Below are 17,435 nucleotides of genomic sequence, written 5' to 3'. Positions count from 1 at the left end.
GGACGCGACGGCGCCGGGTACCTTGAGATCCACTGTCGAGCCCGCTCCGAGGAGGCACCGGTGACCCTGGCCGCGACCGTACGTCTGCTCGACTGCTGGACGCCGTCCGATCCGGACACCGGTGCCCGGCTGTGGCGGGTCACCGCGGCCTTCGGGAAGGCGCCCACCCCGGTCGGGCAGGCCTGGGCGGCGGTTCCATCGCCCGCCGAACTCGCCGAGTTCGGGCTGTTCCCGGACCGGCCCGGCCGGCATCCGGTCGGCGCGGAGCCGCTGAACCGCTTCGTCCCGGCCGGGGCCGGCGTGGCACCGGAGCGGCCGCCCGTCGAGGTCGCCGCCGTGGTGGCCGGGCTGCTGGCCGACACGTTCGCGGCCGGGCCGGTGCCGCTCGACGAGCGGACCCGGCTCCTGGTCGAGCATCTCGCCGGGCAGCTCGCGTACGGGTCGGGCGACCTGCTGCGGCTGGTGGTCGCCGAGCCGGACGGCTTCCCGGCCGGCCGGGAACTGCACCTGCTCGGCCGGGGCGGCGCCGGCCGTACGACGCGGGTGACCGTGGCACCGGCCGGACCCGTCGACGACCGTCCCGACCTGGCGACCCGCACCAGCGGTGTCGCCGAGGTGCTGGCCGGGCTGGCCTGGCTGTCGAACAACGACCGGATGGAGATCACGACGACGGTCGAGACGCACGGGCTGGGCCTGGACCGGCTCGCCCCGGCCGCCGCCGACGCCGTGTTCCGGGCCTGGTGGGCGGCATCCGAGCGGTGGGCGCAGATCGCCGAGCGGTGGGACGACGAGGTGCCGACGCCGCTGGGCCGGGGGGAACTCGCGCACGTACGGGCCGACTTCGAGCGGCACAACCTCGACCTGGCCAGGTCGGCGGCGTGGGCGATGGGCCGGATCGGCGACTACGACCCGGACGACGAGCCGCAGCCGGGGTTTCCCGGCGACCGGCTGGTCGCCCTGCTGACCCGGGAGTTGTTCGACTGCGCGACCGAGCGGGTGACCGGTGATCCGGGGCGCGGGCCGCTGCTGGCGTACGGGATCGGTCTGCCGTTCGAGGCCCACGAGGACGGCGAGGGCTTCTACGGCTGCCTGCTGCTGGTCGAGCCGGACCGGGTCGGGGTGCTGCTCGTCGACGCCGTCTGCTGAGCCGCCGGCTGCTGAGCCGCCGTCTGCGGTGATGCCACCCGCCGGCCCGGACGTGCGACGCCCCGGCGGCCGGTGGAGGCTGGCGCCGGGGCGTCGGGGTTTCGGCGACGGTCAGCCGAAGCGGCCGGTGATGTAGTCCTCGGTCGCCTTGACCTGCGGGTTGCTGAAGATCCGCTGGGTGCGGTCCATCTCGATCAGCTTGCCGGGCTTGCCGGTGCCGGCGATGTTGAAGAAGCCGGTCCGGTCGCTGACCCGGGCCGCCTGCTGCATGTTGTGGGTCACGATGACGATCGTGAACTCCTTCTTCAGCTCGTACATCAGGTCCTCGATCGCGACGGTGGAGATCGGGTCGAGGGCCGAGCACGGCTCGTCCATCAGCAGCACGGACGGCTTGACGGCGATGGCCCGGGCGATGCACAGCCGCTGCTGCTGGCCGCCGGAGAGGCTGGAGCCGGGCCGGTTGAGCCGGTCCTTGACCTCTTCCCACAGGTTCGCCCCGCGCAGCGTCTTCTCGACCAGTTCGTCGAGGTCGGCCTTGCGCATCCGGCCGCTGTTCAGCTTCACGCCGGCGGCGACGTTGTCGTAGATCGACATCGTCGGGAACGGGTTCGGGCGCTGGAAGACCATGCCGACGTGGCGGCGTACGTTGACCGGGTCGACGCCGTCGCCGTAGAGGTCCTGGCCGTCCATGGCGACCTTGCCGGTGACCCGGCCGCCGGGCACCACCTCGTGCATCCGGTTCAGTGACCGCAGGAAGGTCGACTTGCCGCATCCGGACGGCCCGATCAGGGCGGTCACCGAGCGCGGCTCGATCATCATGTTGACGTTCTCGACGGCCAGGAACGATCCGTAGTAGATGTTCAGGTCCGAGACGTCGATCTGCTTTGCCATGAGAGTCCTTCCCTGGTCAGCGGCTGTTCGAGAGGGAGAAGTAGCGGGAGATGAGACGGGCGACCAGGTTGAGCGCCATCACGATGATGAAGAGGGTGAGTGCCGCCGCCCAGGCCCGTTCGACGCCGAACTCGGCCCGGGCACCGGGGATGCTGTACGAGTAGTAGGTGAAGATCGGCAGCGACGACATCCGGCCGTCGAACAGGTCGGTGTTCAGCACCGTGGTGCTGCCGGCGATGATGAGCAGCGGGGCCGTCTCGCCGATGACGCGGGCGATGGCGATGGTGACGCCGGTGGCGATGCCGGCCGCCGCCGTACGCAGCACGACCTTGATGACGGTCCGCCACTTCGGTACGCCGAGGGCGTACGACGCCTCCCGCAGCTCGTTCGGCACCAGCTTGAGCATCTCCTCGACCGACCGCACCACGACCGGGATCATGAGTACGGACAGCGCGACGGCGCCGCCGATGCCGAACCGGATGCCCGGCCCGAAGAAGATCGAGAAGAGGGCGAAGGCGAACAGGCCGGCCACGATCGACGGGATACCGGTCATCACGTCGACCAGCAGGGTGACCGCCCGGGCGAGCCGGCCGCGGCCGTACTCCACGAGGTAGACGGCGCACATCACGCCGATCGGCACCGAGATGACGGCGGCCGCGAGGGTGATCAGCAGGGTGCCGACGATGGCGTGCTGGGCGCCGCCGCCGGGGCCGACGACGCCGCGCATGTCGCTGGTGAGGAACTGCCAGTCGAGCCGGTCGATGCCGTTGCTGGCGACCGTCCACAGCAGCGACAGCAGCGGCAGGATGGCCAGCGAGAACGCGACCGAGACGGCGATCGTGACGAGCCGGTCCTTGGCCTTGCGGGGGCCTTCGACGACGTGCGCCAGGACCGGCAGGGCGATCACCAGCAGGGCGATACCGAGGAGGGCCGACGGCAGCGCGGCCCAGTCGAGCACCACGTAGCCGATCACGCCGACGAGGGCGCTGACCGCGACGACCGTCCACGGCGCCCAGCGGGGCAGGTTGCCGCTGGTGAGTGAGACCGTCTTCTCGGCCGGTGCCGCCGGGGTGGTCTTCGTCAGGGTCATGCGTTCGCTCCCGAGAATTCCCGGCGCCGCGCGACGATCGCCCGCGCCGCGTAGTTGACGACGAAGGTCACGGCGAACAGCACCAGACCCGAGGCGATGAGCGCGTTGACCGCCAGGCCGCTGGACTCCGGGAAGTCCAGGGCGATGTTGGCGGCGATGGTGCTGCTGTTGACCGAGCTGATCAGGTTGACCGAGACGACGTTGGAGGCGGAGAGCACCATGGCGACGGCCAGGGTCTCGCCGAGGGCCCGGCCGAGGCCGAGCATGCTGCCGCTGACGACGCCGGAGCGGCCGAACGGCAGGACGGTCTGGCGGATCATCTCCCAGCGGGTGGCGCCCAGGGCCAGCGACGCCTCCTCCAGCAGGCGGGGGGTCTGGAGGAACACCTCGCGGTTGACCGCGGTCATGATCGGCAGGATCATCACCGCGAGGACCAGGCCGGCGGTGAGCATCGTGCGGCCGGTCGCCGACGTCGGGCCGGCGAAGAACGGCAGGAAGCCCAGGTTGTCGTTGAGCCAGCCGAAGGTCGGCACCATCGCCGGGGCGAGGAAGAAGATGCCCCACAGGCCGTAGACGACGCTGGGTACGGCGGCGAGCAGGTCGACGAGGTAGCCGAGGCCGGACGCGATCCGCCGCGGCGCGTAGTGCGAGATGAACAGGGCGATGCCGATCGACAGCGGGAACGCGACGACCAGGGCGATGACGGCGGCCAGCACCGTGCCGAACAGCAGCGGGCCGACGAAGGCGAGGAAGCCTTCACCGCCGGGCAGGTCCTCGCCGTCGGCGATCAGTGCCGGGAAACCCTCGAAGAGCAGGAACGCGGCGACGGCGGCCAGGGTCACCAGGATGATGATCCCGGCGCTGGTCGCCGTCCCCGCGAAGATCCGGTCTCCGACTCGGGCGCGGGAACCGCGCCAACCCGGCTTCTTGTCCCCGCCGGTGGGGGCTCCGCTCACGGCGGTGGCGGGTGATGTCACGGTGTGCGCCTCCTCGGACGTTTTCAGTGAGGGGGGCGACGCGCGGAGCGGGTCCTACCGGCCAAACCGGCCGGTAGGACCCGCGTCACTGCGTTCTGCCCTGCTGTTCGTGTTGATCAGCCAGCCGCGGTGATGGCGTCGATGGCGGCCTGCGCCTGGGTGCGGAGCTGGGCCGAGATCGGCGCGGAGCCGGCGTTCTGGGCGGCGGCCTGCTGCCCCGGCTCGCTGATCACGTAGGAGAGGAAGGCCTTGACCAGGTCGGCCTGCTCCTGGGTCGGGTAGCTGGTGCAGGCGAGCTGGTAGGAGACCAGCACGATCGGGTACACGCCGGCCTGGGTGGTGTCGCGCGGCAGGTCGATCGCGTAGCTGTGCTGCGAGGTGCGGCCCTCGACCTTGGTCGCGGCGTCGACGACGGCCGCGGCGGCCTGCGCCGAGTACTCGACGAAGGTCTCGCCGACCTGGATGGCGGCGACACCGAGGCCGGTGGCCTGCGACGCGTCGATGTAGCCGATGGTGCCCTCACCACCGCGCAGCGCGGCGGCGACGCCCTGGGTCTGCGCGGCGGCCTCGCCACCCTGGACCGGCCACTCGCCGGAGACCTCGTGCGGCCAGTCGTTCGGGGCGGCCTGCGAGAGGTAGTCGACGAAGTTCTCGGTGGTGCCGGACTCGTCGGAGCGGTGCACGGCGGTGATGTTGCTGTCCGGCAGCGTGGCGCCGTCGTTCAGCGCGGCGATCGCCGGGTCGTTCCACTTGGTGATCTTGTTGTCGAAGATCCGCGCGATGACCGACGCCGACAGGTTCAGCTTCGGCACGCTCGGCAGGTTGTAGGCGACCGCGATCGGGCTGATGTAGCCCGGGAACTCGATGAAGCCGTTGGGGCCGCACTTGGCCTGCGCCGCCGTCATCTCCTCGGGCTTGAGGTAGGCGTCGGAGCCGGCGAACTGCACGCCACCCTCGATGAACGCCTTGCGGCCACCGCCGGACCCGATCGGGTCGTAGGTCACGGTGACGTCGGGGGCCTCGCTGGAGAAGCCCGCGATCCAGGCCTCCATCGCGGCGCCCTGGGCCGAAGCGCCGGAGCCGGCGAGGCTGCCACTGAGCTCGGTGGTGTTACCCGTATCCGAGCCGTTCTCCTCGGAGTCGCCGCTGCAGGCGGCCATGCCGAGGGCAAGCATGACGGCGACCGGCAGGGCGGCCAGCCGAAGGGTTCTGCGCTTCACGGTTTCATTGCCTCTCTGAGGTCGGGGTGGCGACGCCGCTGTGGCGGGTGCGTCTTCTTCGCGGGTCGCCGTCTCGAACGTCGTGGACGCTACGAGCCCTTGCTAAACGGGCGGGCGGACGATGGTGAACGTCAGGTGAACCAAACTTGTAGACGTTCGCCCAGCGCCCGGCGGGGTAGCGGACGGGAAGCGCAGAAGGTGCCGTACCGCCCCGAAGGGGAGATTCAGGCCGTGGGGTGTGGCCGGGCGGCGCGGGCCGCCTTCCAGCGCCGGGCCTGCTCGGCGGTCACGCTGTAGAACACGCTGCCGGACCGGCCCGGGACCGGCTGGGTGATCCGCCGCAGTGGCAGCCCGAGCGCGGGGTAGTCGTGGTAGGCCTTGACGATCCGGGTCAGGCCGGCCATCGCGCCGATGATCTTGTCGGCGGGGCTGCCGAGCCGGGCCGCGATCTCACCGACCCGCAGGCGCTGGTCCGGCAGTTCGGAGAGCAGGTCGAGGATGGCGACCACGGTCTCGTGCGTACGCGACCGACCCTGGGCGAACCGGCGCAGTTCCTCGACCGGCCACTCCCGACCCGGCCGCGGGCCGGTCGCCCGGGGGCGCGGCGCCGGCGGCGGCAGGGGTCGGTTGCGCTGGTCGAGGTCTTCGATGAGGCGGACGATGTGGTTGACGTACTCGGCGGGCACGGCGAGATGCACCAGGTCGGCGGAGCGAAGTCCCGCCTGCCCGGAAAGTGACCCTCGTCGTCGGCTCATCTACCCCGTCCGAATGGCTGTCCAATCGCGACCACACACCATCGCGCCGACAGGGAGAGCCGGCGGCACGGTCACGTGCGCGCCAAAGTATCACCGTCAGGTAACGCAAGATCAACTTTGCGTACGGGGTTCCGGCACCGCCGGCCGGCGTTCAGGAGTCGGCGCGCAACCGCGCGTCGAGTGCGTCCAGGTCCGGCACGAACCAGACCTGGGCGGCCCGGTTCGACTCGTACACCAGGGCCCGTAGTGCCGAACTGGCCGCCAGGTGTCGGCTGATGTCGCCGACGACGACCAGCCGGATCCGGTAGTTGACGAACTTCTGCATCACCTCGCCGGCGAAACGGGTGCCCAGCGAGAAGAAGTCGTCGCCGAGCCGGCTCGCCGGTACGGCCACCACCTCGGCCCCGGCGAACGCCGCGCCGATCAGGTCCAGCGCGTCCTGTTCGGTCACCAGCGGCGGACCGGCGGGGTCGCACACCAGCACCGGCACCCCGGCCCGCTCCCGTATCACGTCAGGCACCCTCCACCTCCCCGGCGAGCAGGCCGTTGCCGTCAGCGAGCACGGCGTCGACCAGGTGCAGCAGTTCGGCGGTCTCGGTGGCGCCGCCGAGTATGACGATCTTCATCCGGTTCCTCTCCCGGTCGTGGACGGTCTGTACGCGCAGCGGATGCGCGGGGTCGCCGGCGTTGTTCGCGGCGGCCAGCACGAGCGTGCCCAGCCGGTCCGCGCCGACCCGGTCGATCCCCTCGACCTGCACGATGCTCGAGACCTCCACCGGCGCGACGCCGGTCGGCGTGGCGGGTGGCGGCTGCCCGGTCAACGCGTCGAGGTCGACCCCGGCGATCCGGTACTGCTTACCGATCCGTACGGCCCTGAGCCGGCCGGCCCGGATGTAGCCGCGCACGGTGCGCACGTGCAGCCCGAGCCGCTCGGCCACCTGCTCGACAGAATACATTTCATCCCTCATCGCTCCCCATCGTAGGCACGATGGGGAGCGATGAGGAAGGTGCAGGTGAGTGACGTCCCGACCTCGCCGAGTGGCGGGCCCACCCGGGCGGCACCGCCATTGATCGACATCGGCCTTTCGCCGAAATCGAGCGGCCCGTGTGGGCAATCGAGTATTGGCCGCAATTCGCGTTATCGTCGGCTGACACCGCAGGAATTGTCGGTGATCGACTTTTCGGCGGGCCGGTCCGACGAAGACGAGGAAGGCCGCACGTGCCGGGCATCCCTTCCCAAGCAGACGCCGAACCCGCACCGACACCGGCGGCCGGCGCCACGCGGCCACCCGCCGCCGACGCCCCGGACACCGCCGGTGCGACGCACGGACACCGGCGGCGGAGGAAAGCCGAAATCGAGCCGCCGGACGATTCCGCCGAGCTGTCCGGCGCGGTCGCCGGCCACCATTCAGGCGAGGTGGTCAACCGGTGAACGAAATCCGGCGTACGGCGCTCGGCGCGATCGTCACCGGCACCGCCCTGGCCGGCTGCGGCTACCTGATCCTGCCGCTGCTCGGCGACACGCACACCCGGTGCGGATCACCGCCCGGGCCGGACCTGGCGGCCGCCGGCACCGCCCCCTCCGCCCGGTGCCACGCCGTCGACCTCGCGTTCCAGTTCCGGCCGTTCCTGCTCTGGCTCGGACTGTTCGTCCTCGCGTGCGGGATCGTCGTCAAGGTCCTCGGCCGGGTCGACGGCGAGCCGGACGCCCCGGCATCCGCCCTGCCCGGCGGTGGCGGCCTGCCGCCGCACGGACGGCCGGATCCGGCGACGGCCGCGTCCGCGATCGCCCTGGCCCACGCCACCGTCCGGATGCTGGCGGCCGGCGACACCACCGCACCGGACGCCGTCCGCGAACAGGTCGACGACCTCCTCGACCGGCAACTGCGCGAAGTCGAACCCGACGGCGGGCTCGACACCTTCTGGACCGACCCGATCGACCGGGTGAACCGGCGGGCACTGGTCGAGGCGGTCGCGCGGCGGGCCGAAGACGATCCCGACTTCTTCCGGCAGCTACGGGCGTACGTCGACGCTCACCGGCCGGCCGGCCCCGGTCACTGACCACCCGGTACGCGTCACCCCGCGAACCGGTCGAGCGCCCGTCGCACGTGGTCGCGGGTCGTGCCGGTGGGCAGATGCCCGGCCTCCTCGACGACGATCAACTCCGCGTCGGGCCAGGCCCGGGCGAGCTGCCAGGCGGTGTCGACCGGGCCGCCCAGATCGACCCGGCCGTGGACCAGCACGCCGGGAATCCCGGCCAACCGGCCGGCGTCGCGGATCAGCGCCCCCTCCTCCAGCCACGCGCCGTGCGCGAAGTAGTGCGAACAGATGCGTACGAACGCCAGCTTGGCGGCCGGCGGCCGGTCGCCGTACGGGTTGCTGGCGCCCTTCGTCTCGTTGGAGACGGCGGCGTCCTCCCAGGCGAGCCAGTCGACGGTGGCCTTCTCCCGGACCGCGGCGTCGGGGTGGTTCACCAGCCGGGCGTACGCCCCGACAAGATCGCCGTCGGCGGTCGTGCCGGACCCGGCGACGAACCGTTCCCACTGCTGCGGGTAGAAGCGGCCGACGCCCCGGTACAACCAGTCGATCTCGAGACGGCGGGTCGTCGTCACGGCCGAGATGACGATCTCGGACACCCGCTCCGGATGCCGCTGCGCGTACGCCAGGATCAGCGTCGAACCCCACGAGCCGCCGTACAGCAGCCACCGGTCGACGCCGAGGTGCTCGCGCAGCCGCTCCATGTCGGCGACCAGATGCCAGGTCGTGTTGTGCGCCAGGGCGGTGGCGGGATCGGCGGCGTGCGGCGTGCTGCGTCCGCAGCCACGCTGGTCGAACTGGACGATCCGGTAGCGGTCCGGGTCGAACAACTGCCGGGCGAGGGTCCCGGAACCGGAGCCGGGCCCGCCGTGGACGACGACCGCGGGCCTGCCGTCCGGGTTTCCGCTGACCTCCCAGTAGACGCGGTTGCCGTCGCCGACGTCGAGCATCCCCGTCTCGTACGGCTCGATCGGCGGATACAGCTCTCCCATTTTCCGGCCTCCACGATGTCGACGGCGCTGCCACCCCCGATCATCCGGACGCCGGCACCGCGCGCAACCCGGTTCGCCGGCATGCGGCGGCCGGCCACCGGCCGGCCGCCGCATGCCCCGCCGTACGGGATCAGCGCCGCTTCAGCACGAAGACACCCCACCCCAGGTACGGCCGCCCGTAGCGGACGTACCGCAGTGGGGCGGTGTCGAGTTCGGCCCGGAACGCACCGGCCAGCTCGTGGTCCGGGTTGGTGTCCAGCCACGTCCGCACCGTGAACCACTGCGCGGCCACGTACCGGTCCCAGCTGTCCTCGTCGGCCAGGACCATCTCGACCAGGTCCCAACCGAGGTCGCCGAAGAGGGTGACCAGGCCCGGCAGGTCCCGGAAGTCGTCGCGGGAGGTGGCGTGGCACCCTTCGACGGTCTCCTGGTCGGGCGGGTCCAGCCGCCAGAACGGCTCGCCGACCAGCAGCAGCCCGCCCGGGCGCAGGCTGCGTTCGAGCAGGGCGATGGTGCCGGCGACGCCGTCACCGATCCAGGTGGCGCCGACACAGCAAGCGACGTCGACCGGCGTCGCGGCGACGTACCCGGCGGCGTCGCCGTGCCGGAACGTCACCCGGTCGGCGACCCCCAGCTCGGCGGCCCGGGCCCGGGCGGCGTCGACGAACACGGTGCTGATGTCGACCCCGGTGCCGGTGACACCGTGGTCGCGGGCCCACATGCACAGCATCTCGCCGCTGCCGCTGGCCAGGTCGAGCACGGTCGCACCGGGCCGCAGCCGGATCGCCCGGCCGAGGACCGCGAACTTCTCCTCGGTGAACGGGTCGTGGATGCGGTGGTCGCGCTCGCGGATGGTGAAGCTAGGTGGAAGGTCCACTTCTGGGGTTCCTCACGTCAGGGATGGTCAGCTGGTCGATCCGGGACGACGCGACGACCACCGGCATGGTCCACCTCCCACGAGACGTGAAGACCGCCAACCTAACCCCCGCCGCCGGCACCGTCGACCGGGTTTACGCCGGTCGCGCCGGCGACGTCCGTGCGCAGCCGGGCGTGTACGTGCATGTCGTGCCAGCCGTCGGCGTGCAGCGTCGAGCCGCGCGCGGTCCCCTCCAGGCCGAACCCGAGCCGGCCGGCGACCCGGCACGACGCCGTGTTCGCCACCGAGTGCCGAAGCTCCAGCCGGTGCAGCCCGACGGTGCCGAACGTCCAGGACGCCATCGCCCGCGCCGCGCGGCCGGCGACGCCGCCGCCCCGGTCCGCCGGCAGCACCCAGTACGACAGCTGCGCCACCCCCTCCGACAGCGAGACGGTCCGCAGCCCGATCTGACCGACCGGCGCCCCGTTCCGCGAGCCGACGACCGCCCAGCTGGCGTCCGTCTCGTCCGCCCAGCGCCCGGCCCAGCCGGCGATCCACTCCCGAGCCTCGTCGTCGCTGTCGATCCGGCGGGCATGCCAGCGCTGGATGGCCGGACAGTCGAACGCGGCCCGTACGACCGCGGCGTCGTCCACCCGCCACGGCCGCAACACCAGCTCGTCGTCCACCGTGAGTCGGGGCTGCTCCAGCCCGCGCAGGGCACCGGCGGGCAGCACCGGGCCGGCAAGTATCGGCATGCCCACATCATCACCGATGCGCCACCCCGCCCCATGATCGACGGTATGGTTCGCGGATGGCACGACTGTGGTTCGTCACCGGAGCGGGCCGGGGCCTGGGGCGCGCGTTCGTCGAGGCCGCCCTCGCCCACGGCGACACCGTCGTAGCGACCGTACGCCGCGACGACGCCCTCGACGACGTCGCGGCTCGCTTCCCGGCCCTGCACCGCCGGCGGCTCGACGTCGCCGACCACGCCACCGTCCGGTCCGTCGTCGACGAGGTGGCCGCCTCGATCGGCATACCCGACATCGTCGTCAACAACGCCGGGTACGGCCTGGTCGGCGCCGTCGAGGAACTCGGCGAGGCGGAGATCCGCGCCCAGTTCGACGTCAACCTGTTCGGCGCGCTCTGGGTCACCCAGGCCGTACTGCCGCACCTGCGCCGGCGCGGCTCCGGCCGGATCGTGCAGGTGTCGACCGTCGGCGCCGTCGGCCACCTGCCGCTGTTCGGGGCGTACAACGCGACGAAGTGGGCCCTGGAGGGGTTGAGTGCCGCCCTGGCCGACGAGGTGCGCCCGCACGGCATCGGCGTACACCTGCTCCAGCTCGGCGGGTTCGCCACCGACTGGGCCGGCGCCAGCATGCGGTTCGCGACCGCCGACCCGGCGTACGCGCAGACCCGCGCCGCGATCCTCGGCCAGCCCGACTACCCCACCCCGGAGCAGGTCGCGGCCGCGGTGGAGCAGCCGGTGGAAGACGCCGGCGAGTGGGCCGAAGCGCCGCCCTCGGTGGCCGCCGAGGCACTGCTCACCCTCCTCGACCAGCCGGACCCGCCGCTGCGTACCGTGATCGGCAACGGCGCCCACGACATGGTCCGCATCGCCCTCGAAGGTCGCCGCGACGACTACCTGAAGGACCCGGCGTTCACCTGGCCCGGCCCACCGGCCACCCCCGCCCGGCACTGACACCGGCCCACGGTCAGTCCGCCGGCTTCTCCCAGACCGAGACGTGCTGGCCGCTCTCGCTGGTGAACGGCTCACGGCTCCAGCCGTCCCAGCGCTCCCGCAGCCGCAGCCCGGCGAGCTGGGCCATCAGGTCGAGTTCGGCCGGCCACACGTAGCGGAACGGCACCGACCAGAACGAGCCCCGGCCGTCGACGACCTCGACGTAGTTCGAACTCATCTCCTGGGTGGCGACGTCGTAGAGGTCGTACGCCCACCCGGTCGCGCTGGTCCGGAACGGCACGACGTTCTGCCCGGCCGGAAGCTTGCGCAGGTCGGGAACCATCACCTCGACGACGAAGCGGCCGCCCGGTTCGAGGTGCGCGGCGACGGTGCGGAAGCAGGCGACCTGCGCCTCCTGAGTCGTGAGGTTCATGATCGTGTTGAAGACCAGGTAGGCGACCGAGAACGTCCCGTCCACCCTGGTCGTGGCGAAGTCGCCGATGGTCACGCCGATCGCGTCGCCGCCGGACTTGGCCCGCAGCCGGGCCACCATCGCCCGGGACATGTCGATGCCGTGGACCGGCACACCCCGGCCGGCCAGCGGCAGCGCGATCCGGCCCGTGCCGATGCCGAGTTCGAGGGCGCGACCGCCGCCGGCGAGATCCGCCAGCACGTCGACCGTGGCGCCCACGACCTCCGGCCGGGACATCTCCGACCCCGGATCGTCGTACCGCGCCGCGACGTCTTCCCCGAAATAGCCGTCAGGATCGTCCATCGGCGGACCGTACCGCGGCCGGCCACCGCGACGCCCGTGAATTTCCGGTGGACCGCCGCCCGGTCCGCGTCGGGTCCGCGTCCGTGCGAGCATGGTCCGATGACGATCGCCGACACCTACCGCGAGTTCGCCATCCGGGAGGCGCACGGCGAGTCACCCGCCTACGAACGCCTCGCGCACGCGGTGTCCCGCGACGAAGAGATCCTGACCCGGCTGGCCGGACTGCCGCCGGGAAAGCGCCAGCCGAACCTGCTGTTCGCCGTCGTACGGCTGCTCGGCGGCCCGGTCGACGACCCGGCCGCGTTCCACGACTTCACCGTGGCGCAGTGGCCGGCGGTGGTGGCGCAGATCCGCGCCCGGGCCACCCAGACGAACGAGGTCGGGCGCTGCGCCGCCCTGCTGCCGGTGCTCGCCACCCTGCCGGGCCCGCTGGCCCTGCTGGACGTGGGCGCGTCGGCCGGCCTGTGCCTCTATCCCGACCGGTACGCCTACCGCTACGGCGACCGACTCGTCGGATCCGGCGCCCCGGTGCTCGACTGCGCCGCCACCGGCGTGCCCGTGCCGGCCGTACCGCCGGAGGTGATCTGGCGGGCCGGCATGGACCTGAACCCGCTCGACATGACCGACCCGGCCGACGTCGCCTGGCTGGAGGCGCTGATCTGGCCCGGGCACACCCACCGGCGTGCCCGGCTGCGGGCCGCCGTCGCGGTCGCCCAGGCGGAGCCGCCGCTGCTGGTCCGCGGCGACCTGGTGGACGACCTGCCGGCCCTGGCCGCGCGGGCGCCGGCCGACGCGACGCTCGTCGTCTTCCACACCAGCGTGCTCTACCAGGTGCCGGCCGCGGGCCGGGAACGCTTCACCGAGACCGTACGCGCCCTGCCCGGACACTGGATCTCCGTCGAGACTCCCGACGTGGTGGGCTTCGACAGCCTGCCCGCACCGCCCGACGGGGGGCTGCACAACGTGCTGGCGCTCGACGGCACGCCGCTCGCCTGGGTGCGGGGACACGGCCAGTCGATCACCTGGTTCGGCTGACGGTGGCGGACCCGGCGGCCGGGCTGCGGCACGTCTACTGGCTCGGCGGCGGCAGCGGCGCCGGCAAGTCGACCGTCGCCCGCCGGATCGCCGACCGGCACGGCCTGCGCCTGTACGCGACCGACGACATGATGCCGGACCACGCCGCCCGGGGCACCGCCGACGAGTGCCCGTACCTGCACCGGTTTATGGCGATGGACATGGACGAGCGGTGGGTACGCCGCTCCCCCGCCCTCATGCTGGAGACGTTCCACTGGTTCCGGGGCGAGGGCTTCGCCCACATCGTCGACGACCTGCTCCGGCTGCCGACCGAGCCCGGGATCCTGGTGGAGGGTTTCCGGCTGCTGCCATACCTGGTGAAGCCGCTGCTGGCCACCCCGGCGCACGCGGTCTGGCTGCTGCCGACGCCGGCGTTCCGGCGGGCCGCGTTCGCCAGCCGCGGTTCGCTGTGGACGATCGCCGGCCGGACCAGCGACCCGGAGCGCGCCCTGCGCAACCTGCTCGAACGCGACCGGTTGTTCACGCAACGGTTGCGGGCGGAGACCGGCATCCTCGGCCTGCACGCCGTCGAGGTCGACAGTGCCACGACGGCGGACCGGTTGACCGAGCGGGTGACGCGGGTGCTCGGCCTCCGGTGAACCCGGGCGAGGTCCGCCGGTGAGGTCCCCCCGGGTCCCGGACGCCGGTCCGGGCGGCCATGTCCGGTGTGAAGGCGACCACCACCTCGTCGGCGCCCACCCACCACGAGCCGTCGGTGCTTTCCATCGCGGCGATGATCCAGACACTGCCGGCGGGAAAGGTCAGGCGCAGCCCGGCCGGGGCCGTGTTACCGAAGTCGGTGAGGTCGGGGTGCCAGATCAGCCGACTGTCCAGCACCGGGCCGGCCAGCAACGGCGCCCACCGCGCATGGTCCTGCACCGTCCAGCGGAGCCCGTTACCGCCCTGCTCGTACACCGTCAACTGGGAGGCCATCGGCGCGGCGTACAGATGCAGACTGAAGTGGCCGAAGGGAACGTCCCAGACCGCCGAGTATGCGGCCCCGTCGTCGAGGAGAAGCTCGACACCCATGACCGGACAGTGCCAGGTGTCGAAATCCCATGCCGCGGCTGTCGGATGGTCCGTGTACAGCCCGTAGTACGCCACCCGCGTGACACGCCGACCGATCAGGGTTCTCGCTGTCGTGTCCAGTTCGGCGGCCAGCCGTACGTGGTCTTCGGACGTCACCGCATCATCCTGGCGACGTGCTCGACGGGGAGTGCGCGACGGTCAGGAGGTGGCTGCTGGCGCCGAGCAGGCTCGGCTCGTCCTCCACCGCGCGCATCATCTCCAGCAGCAGGTCGGTCTGGTCCGGGCTGGCCAGGATCTCCGGCAGTCGCGGCCCGGTCAGCCACAGCGGTCCCTCGACGGCGACTCGGCGCCGTACAACCAGCCCCGCCTCCGCGGCCTCACCGGCCATCTCGTCAGGGTGGTGGAAGTAGGCAGTGGTGAACCAGGTTCGGCCGGTGTCGGTGTTGCGGTGCACCCCGTCAGCGATCGCGCTCTCGACCAGTGGCCGGTACCGGGCGTCGCTGAAGTGGTCCTTCACGAAGCCGTCGAACAGGGACGCGAACCGGCTGATGGTCGCGCTCACGACCACACCGCCGGGGCGGACCACACGGGCCGCCTCGCGCCACGCGGCGACCCGGTCGGCGCGCTTCGACAGGTGGTAGAGCGGCCCGAGGAGCAGGACCGCGTTGACGCTGTGGTCGGCGGCGGGCAGTGCCCGGGCGTCCCCGAGAGTGGCGGTCACCCCCGGCAGGGACGCGGCCTGCGCCACGTGCTCCGGCAGCGGGTCGACGACATGTACCTGGTGGCCGGCCCGCGCCAGCGGTCCGGCGTACACCCCGGTGGCGCCGCCGACGTCCAGCAGGCTCGCGGGTGGGCCGGGCAGCACCCTGGTCAGGACGTCCCACGTACGCAGGAATTCCAACCTGCCCTGGCCAGCGGCCAGACGCTCCCGTTCGCCGCCCCGCAGGTAGTACTCCGATATCTCTGGGCTCAACATTCGACAGATGCTGGACCGGCGACCGCCGGTACACAACCGAATACCGATGGTGTCATGATCGAGCCGGACTTCCGCTTTCCGGCTCGACCGTGCTCGCGGCGCTCGTCACCCGGGCGCGGCGTCGGGTCCCCATCAGCGCGCCGATGCTGGCGGCCACGACCAGGGCGATCCCCGCCGCCTGTACGGGACGCAGCACCTGCCCGAGCAGGAGGAACCCGGCCAGGGCGCCGCCGGCCGGAGCCATGCTGACGAGGATTCCGAAGACGTGGCTCGGCAGGTGCCGCAGCGCGTAGAGGTCACACAGGTACGGCACGGCCGAGGAGAGGAGCGCCACCAGCATCCCGGTCAGCAGCACGTCCTGCTGCAGCAGTTGGCGACCGCCGATCACGGCGCCGAACGGCAGCGCGAGGACGAAGCCGACGGCCAGCGCGAAACACAACCCGTCCGCGTTGCCGTACCGCTGGCCGATCCGCTTGCTGCCGACGATGTACAGCGCCCGGCACGTCGCGGCGACGAGCGCGAACCCGATCCCCCATCCGTCGAGGTGGCCGACGTTCCAGGTCAGTAGGACGACACCCGCGGCGGCGACCAGACCCCAGATCCGGTCCCGGAACCGGGCCGCGCCGATCAGCACGACAACCAGCGGCCCGAGGAACTCCAGCGTCGTGGCGACACCCAGCGGGAGGCGGCTGATCGCCGCGAAGAACGAGGCGTTCATGAGCGCGAGCACCGCGCCGAACGTGACGACCAGTGGGAGGTCGCCGCGGGTGATGCGGCTGACCTTCGGCCGTACGGCGATCCAGGTGAACACGGCGGCGAAGCCGAGCCGCAGGGTGGCGGCGGGCACCGCGCCGATCCTGGCGGCGAGACCTGTCGCGAAGACCGCCCCCAGTTGAAGGCTCGCCATCTGCAGGAAGACCAGCATCGTCGACACCGTCGTACGGCGTTCGGCGACGTCCGTACGCGCGCCGTGGGTGCGTGGCTCGGGCTCGAGTTCCAATCCAGGCCTTTCGCTGGTGTCCGGGCCGCCGCGGTGTGCATCTTCGTCACGCCCCCGGCGGGCGTTGCCTCTGGTGGCCCGGGCCGACGCCCGGCTCCGCCGGCGGGTGTGGCTACGGCTTCGGCGTCCACGACTCAGAGCGCCCGGGTCGCACCGTCGCGAGTAGGCTCACCTCCGAATCGCAGGAGAAGGTGTAGACCTGGATCGACCCGCTGCGGGATTGGAGATAGATGGTGACGCCGGTGGCGGTTCGGTGACAGGACAGCACGCGGCCGTCCCGGTCGGGTGGCTGGTCGTGGGCGGAGATCACAGCTCCCCCTCTGTAATAGTCGTAGCGCCATAGAGCCTTACATGTGAGCATACGTAAGATGTCATTCGACTTCAACGGTTACCGCAGCGACGGGCTGGCGCTCGCCGCACTCCTTGTCAACGCGGTCCACGCGGGACAGCCCCCCGAGCAGCTCCACGCCCTGCTCGTAGAGCAGGGCGTGATCGTGGACGACTCCGTCCTCGACCGTGCCACCGACCTGGTCGACTGGATACATGGGCTGCGACGGGTGTTCGCCGCCGCCTCCGCCGAGGAAGCCGGTCAGACCGTCAACGAGTTGCTGGCGAAGGTCGCGTTCGCGCCCCACGTCGTCGATCACGGCAACGGTCTGCACATGCACTACGCACCACCGGAGGCGTCGACGGTGCACCGCGTCCAGACGAACACCGCCATGGCGCTCGCACTGCAGATCGCCGAATCGGGGGTGACCCGCTTCGGCGTGTGTCCGGCCGACTCGTGCGGACGCGTCTTCGTGGACGCCTCACGTAACGGAAAGCGCCGCTACTGCTCCGGGGCCTGCTCGAATCGCAGCAACGTGGCGGCGCACCGGGCCCGCCAGGCCGCCGAGGCCGGAACCGACCGCAGGAACATCTGAGCCCCAAGACTGTTCG

The 17,435-nt window shown here is 71.9% G+C and carries 19 protein-coding genes; 6 read left to right on the top strand and 13 right to left on the bottom strand.

Going from position 1 to position 17,435, the window contains the following annotated elements; translation table 11 throughout:
* Window positions 1-60 precede the first annotated feature (60 nt).
* Complete coding sequence (locus AB0M79_RS23825) at window positions 61-1,146, top strand: hypothetical protein (protein ID WP_364217462.1); 1,086 nt, start codon at window positions 61-63, stop codon at window positions 1,144-1,146.
* 111 nt (window positions 1,147-1,257) lie between these two features.
* Here AB0M79_RS23825 and pstB read toward each other — a convergent pair whose 3' ends face one another.
* From pstB to AB0M79_RS23790, 7 genes are all read right to left on the bottom strand, one after another.
* The gene (gene pstB, locus AB0M79_RS23820; protein ID WP_357540930.1) at window positions 1,258-2,037 is read right to left on the bottom strand and encodes a phosphate ABC transporter ATP-binding protein PstB; all 780 of its coding nucleotides are present in this window, start codon (window positions 2,035-2,037) and stop codon (window positions 1,258-1,260) included.
* A 16-nt stretch (window positions 2,038-2,053) separates the two neighbouring features.
* The gene (gene pstA / locus AB0M79_RS23815; protein ID WP_364217460.1) at window positions 2,054-3,127 is read right to left on the bottom strand and encodes a phosphate ABC transporter permease PstA; all 1,074 of its coding nucleotides are present in this window, start codon (window positions 3,125-3,127) and stop codon (window positions 2,054-2,056) included.
* On the bottom strand, window positions 3,124-4,104 hold the full coding sequence (gene pstC, locus AB0M79_RS23810) for a phosphate ABC transporter permease subunit PstC (RefSeq protein ID WP_357540934.1): 981 nt from the start codon (window positions 4,102-4,104) through the stop codon (window positions 3,124-3,126). The genes pstA and pstC overlap by 4 nt, the downstream gene beginning before the upstream one ends.
* A gap of 116 nt (window positions 4,105-4,220) precedes the next feature.
* On the bottom strand, window positions 4,221-5,324 hold the full coding sequence (gene pstS / locus AB0M79_RS23805) for a phosphate ABC transporter substrate-binding protein PstS (protein ID WP_364217457.1): 1,104 nt from the start codon (window positions 5,322-5,324) through the stop codon (window positions 4,221-4,223).
* Window positions 5,325-5,548: 224 nt separating this feature from the next.
* Window positions 5,549-6,079 (bottom strand): hypothetical protein, encoded by a 531-nt coding sequence (locus AB0M79_RS23800; protein ID WP_357540938.1) that lies wholly within the window; start codon window positions 6,077-6,079, stop codon window positions 5,549-5,551.
* 151 nt (window positions 6,080-6,230) lie between these two features.
* The gene (locus AB0M79_RS23795) at window positions 6,231-6,599 is read right to left on the bottom strand and encodes a DUF4180 domain-containing protein (protein ID WP_364217455.1); all 369 of its coding nucleotides are present in this window, start codon (window positions 6,597-6,599) and stop codon (window positions 6,231-6,233) included.
* Window positions 6,592-7,035: a helix-turn-helix domain-containing protein gene (locus AB0M79_RS23790; protein WP_364217453.1), complete on the bottom strand. Its 444-nt coding sequence runs from the start codon at window positions 7,033-7,035 to the stop codon at window positions 6,592-6,594. The genes AB0M79_RS23795 and AB0M79_RS23790 overlap by 8 nt, the downstream gene beginning before the upstream one ends.
* A 472-nt stretch (window positions 7,036-7,507) precedes the next feature.
* Here AB0M79_RS23790 and AB0M79_RS23785 point away from each other — a divergent pair, with 472 nt between their 5' ends.
* The gene (locus AB0M79_RS23785; protein ID WP_364217451.1) at window positions 7,508-8,140 is read left to right on the top strand and encodes a hypothetical protein; all 633 of its coding nucleotides are present in this window, start codon (window positions 7,508-7,510) and stop codon (window positions 8,138-8,140) included.
* 14 nt (window positions 8,141-8,154) lie between these two features.
* Here the strand turns inward: AB0M79_RS23785 and pip are convergent, their stop codons facing one another.
* The 3 genes from pip to AB0M79_RS23770 form a co-directional block, all read right to left on the bottom strand.
* Window positions 8,155-9,108 (bottom strand): prolyl aminopeptidase, encoded by a 954-nt coding sequence (gene pip, locus AB0M79_RS23780; protein WP_364217449.1) that lies wholly within the window; start codon window positions 9,106-9,108, stop codon window positions 8,155-8,157.
* Between the two features lie 130 nt (window positions 9,109-9,238).
* A complete protein-coding gene (locus tag AB0M79_RS23775) occupies window positions 9,239-9,985 on the bottom strand; it encodes a methyltransferase domain-containing protein (protein WP_364217447.1) in 747 nt (248 codons plus the stop codon).
* A gap of 101 nt (window positions 9,986-10,086) precedes the next feature.
* On the bottom strand, window positions 10,087-10,719 hold the full coding sequence (locus AB0M79_RS23770; protein ID WP_364217445.1) for a GNAT family N-acetyltransferase: 633 nt from the start codon (window positions 10,717-10,719) through the stop codon (window positions 10,087-10,089).
* A gap of 56 nt (window positions 10,720-10,775) precedes the next feature.
* On the opposite strand from AB0M79_RS23770, the gene AB0M79_RS23765 reads away from it, so the two are divergent.
* Window positions 10,776-11,663 (top strand): SDR family NAD(P)-dependent oxidoreductase, encoded by an 888-nt coding sequence (locus AB0M79_RS23765; protein WP_364217442.1) that lies wholly within the window; start codon window positions 10,776-10,778, stop codon window positions 11,661-11,663.
* A gap of 13 nt (window positions 11,664-11,676) precedes the next feature.
* On the opposite strand, the gene AB0M79_RS23760 is transcribed toward AB0M79_RS23765, so the two are convergent.
* Complete coding sequence (locus AB0M79_RS23760) at window positions 11,677-12,417, bottom strand: class I SAM-dependent methyltransferase (RefSeq protein ID WP_364217440.1); 741 nt, start codon at window positions 12,415-12,417, stop codon at window positions 11,677-11,679.
* 99 nt (window positions 12,418-12,516) lie between these two features.
* Here AB0M79_RS23760 and AB0M79_RS23755 point away from each other — a divergent pair, with 99 nt between their 5' ends.
* Together AB0M79_RS23755 and AB0M79_RS23750 are read left to right on the top strand one after the other, a co-directional pair.
* Complete coding sequence (locus tag AB0M79_RS23755) at window positions 12,517-13,452, top strand: DUF2332 domain-containing protein (RefSeq protein ID WP_364217438.1); 936 nt, start codon at window positions 12,517-12,519, stop codon at window positions 13,450-13,452.
* Between the two features lie 2 nt (window positions 13,453-13,454).
* A complete protein-coding gene (locus tag AB0M79_RS23750) occupies window positions 13,455-14,090 on the top strand; it encodes a hypothetical protein (RefSeq protein ID WP_364217436.1) in 636 nt (211 codons plus the stop codon).
* Between the two features lie 590 nt (window positions 14,091-14,680).
* Here AB0M79_RS23750 and AB0M79_RS23745 read toward each other — a convergent pair.
* Window positions 14,681-15,496 (bottom strand): class I SAM-dependent methyltransferase, encoded by an 816-nt coding sequence (locus AB0M79_RS23745; RefSeq protein WP_364217434.1) that lies wholly within the window; start codon window positions 15,494-15,496, stop codon window positions 14,681-14,683.
* Between the two features lie 52 nt (window positions 15,497-15,548).
* Window positions 15,549-16,496 carry an EamA family transporter gene (locus tag AB0M79_RS23740; RefSeq protein ID WP_364217432.1) on the bottom strand — a complete coding sequence of 316 codons (948 nt, stop codon included), beginning with the start codon at window positions 16,494-16,496 and terminating at the stop codon, window positions 15,549-15,551.
* Between the two features lie 368 nt (window positions 16,497-16,864).
* On the opposite strand from AB0M79_RS23740, the gene AB0M79_RS23735 reads away from it, so the two are divergent.
* A complete protein-coding gene (locus AB0M79_RS23735; protein ID WP_364217430.1) occupies window positions 16,865-17,419 on the top strand; it encodes a CGNR zinc finger domain-containing protein in 555 nt (184 codons plus the stop codon).
* Window positions 17,420-17,435 lie beyond the last annotated feature (16 nt).

The organism is Polymorphospora sp. NPDC051019 (assembly GCF_040683055.1).
Lineage (GTDB): Bacteria > Actinomycetota > Actinomycetes > Mycobacteriales > Micromonosporaceae > Polymorphospora > Polymorphospora lycopeni.
Note: the sequence above shows the minus strand (reverse complement) of the source record. Positions and strands in the feature narration are given on the sequence as shown.

Bases quoted from the DNA above. Each gene is read 5' to 3' on its own strand.
- AB0M79_RS23790 (WP_364217453.1), bottom strand. From the start codon at position 7,035: ATGTATTCTGTCGAGCAGGTGGCCGAGCGGCTCGGGCTGCACGTGCGC.
- pstA (WP_364217460.1), bottom strand. From the start codon at position 3,127: ATGACCCTGACGAAGACCACCCCGGCGGCACCGGCCGAGAAGACGGTC.
- AB0M79_RS23800 (WP_357540938.1), bottom strand. From the start codon at position 6,079: ATGAGCCGACGACGAGGGTCACTTTCCGGGCAGGCGGGACTTCGCTCC.
- pip (WP_364217449.1), bottom strand. From the start codon at position 9,108: ATGGGAGAGCTGTATCCGCCGATCGAGCCGTACGAGACGGGGATGCTC.
- AB0M79_RS23745 (WP_364217434.1), bottom strand. From the start codon at position 15,496: ATGTTGAGCCCAGAGATATCGGAGTACTACCTGCGGGGCGGCGAACGG.
- AB0M79_RS23755 (WP_364217438.1), top strand. From the start codon at position 12,517: ATGACGATCGCCGACACCTACCGCGAGTTCGCCATCCGGGAGGCGCAC.
- AB0M79_RS23760 (WP_364217440.1), bottom strand. From the start codon at position 12,417: ATGGACGATCCTGACGGCTATTTCGGGGAAGACGTCGCGGCGCGGTAC.
- pstB (WP_357540930.1), bottom strand. From the start codon at position 2,037: ATGGCAAAGCAGATCGACGTCTCGGACCTGAACATCTACTACGGATCG.
- AB0M79_RS23765 (WP_364217442.1), top strand. From the start codon at position 10,776: ATGGCACGACTGTGGTTCGTCACCGGAGCGGGCCGGGGCCTGGGGCGC.
- AB0M79_RS23735 (WP_364217430.1), top strand. From the start codon at position 16,865: ATGTCATTCGACTTCAACGGTTACCGCAGCGACGGGCTGGCGCTCGCC.
- AB0M79_RS23770 (WP_364217445.1), bottom strand. From the start codon at position 10,719: ATGCCGATACTTGCCGGCCCGGTGCTGCCCGCCGGTGCCCTGCGCGGG.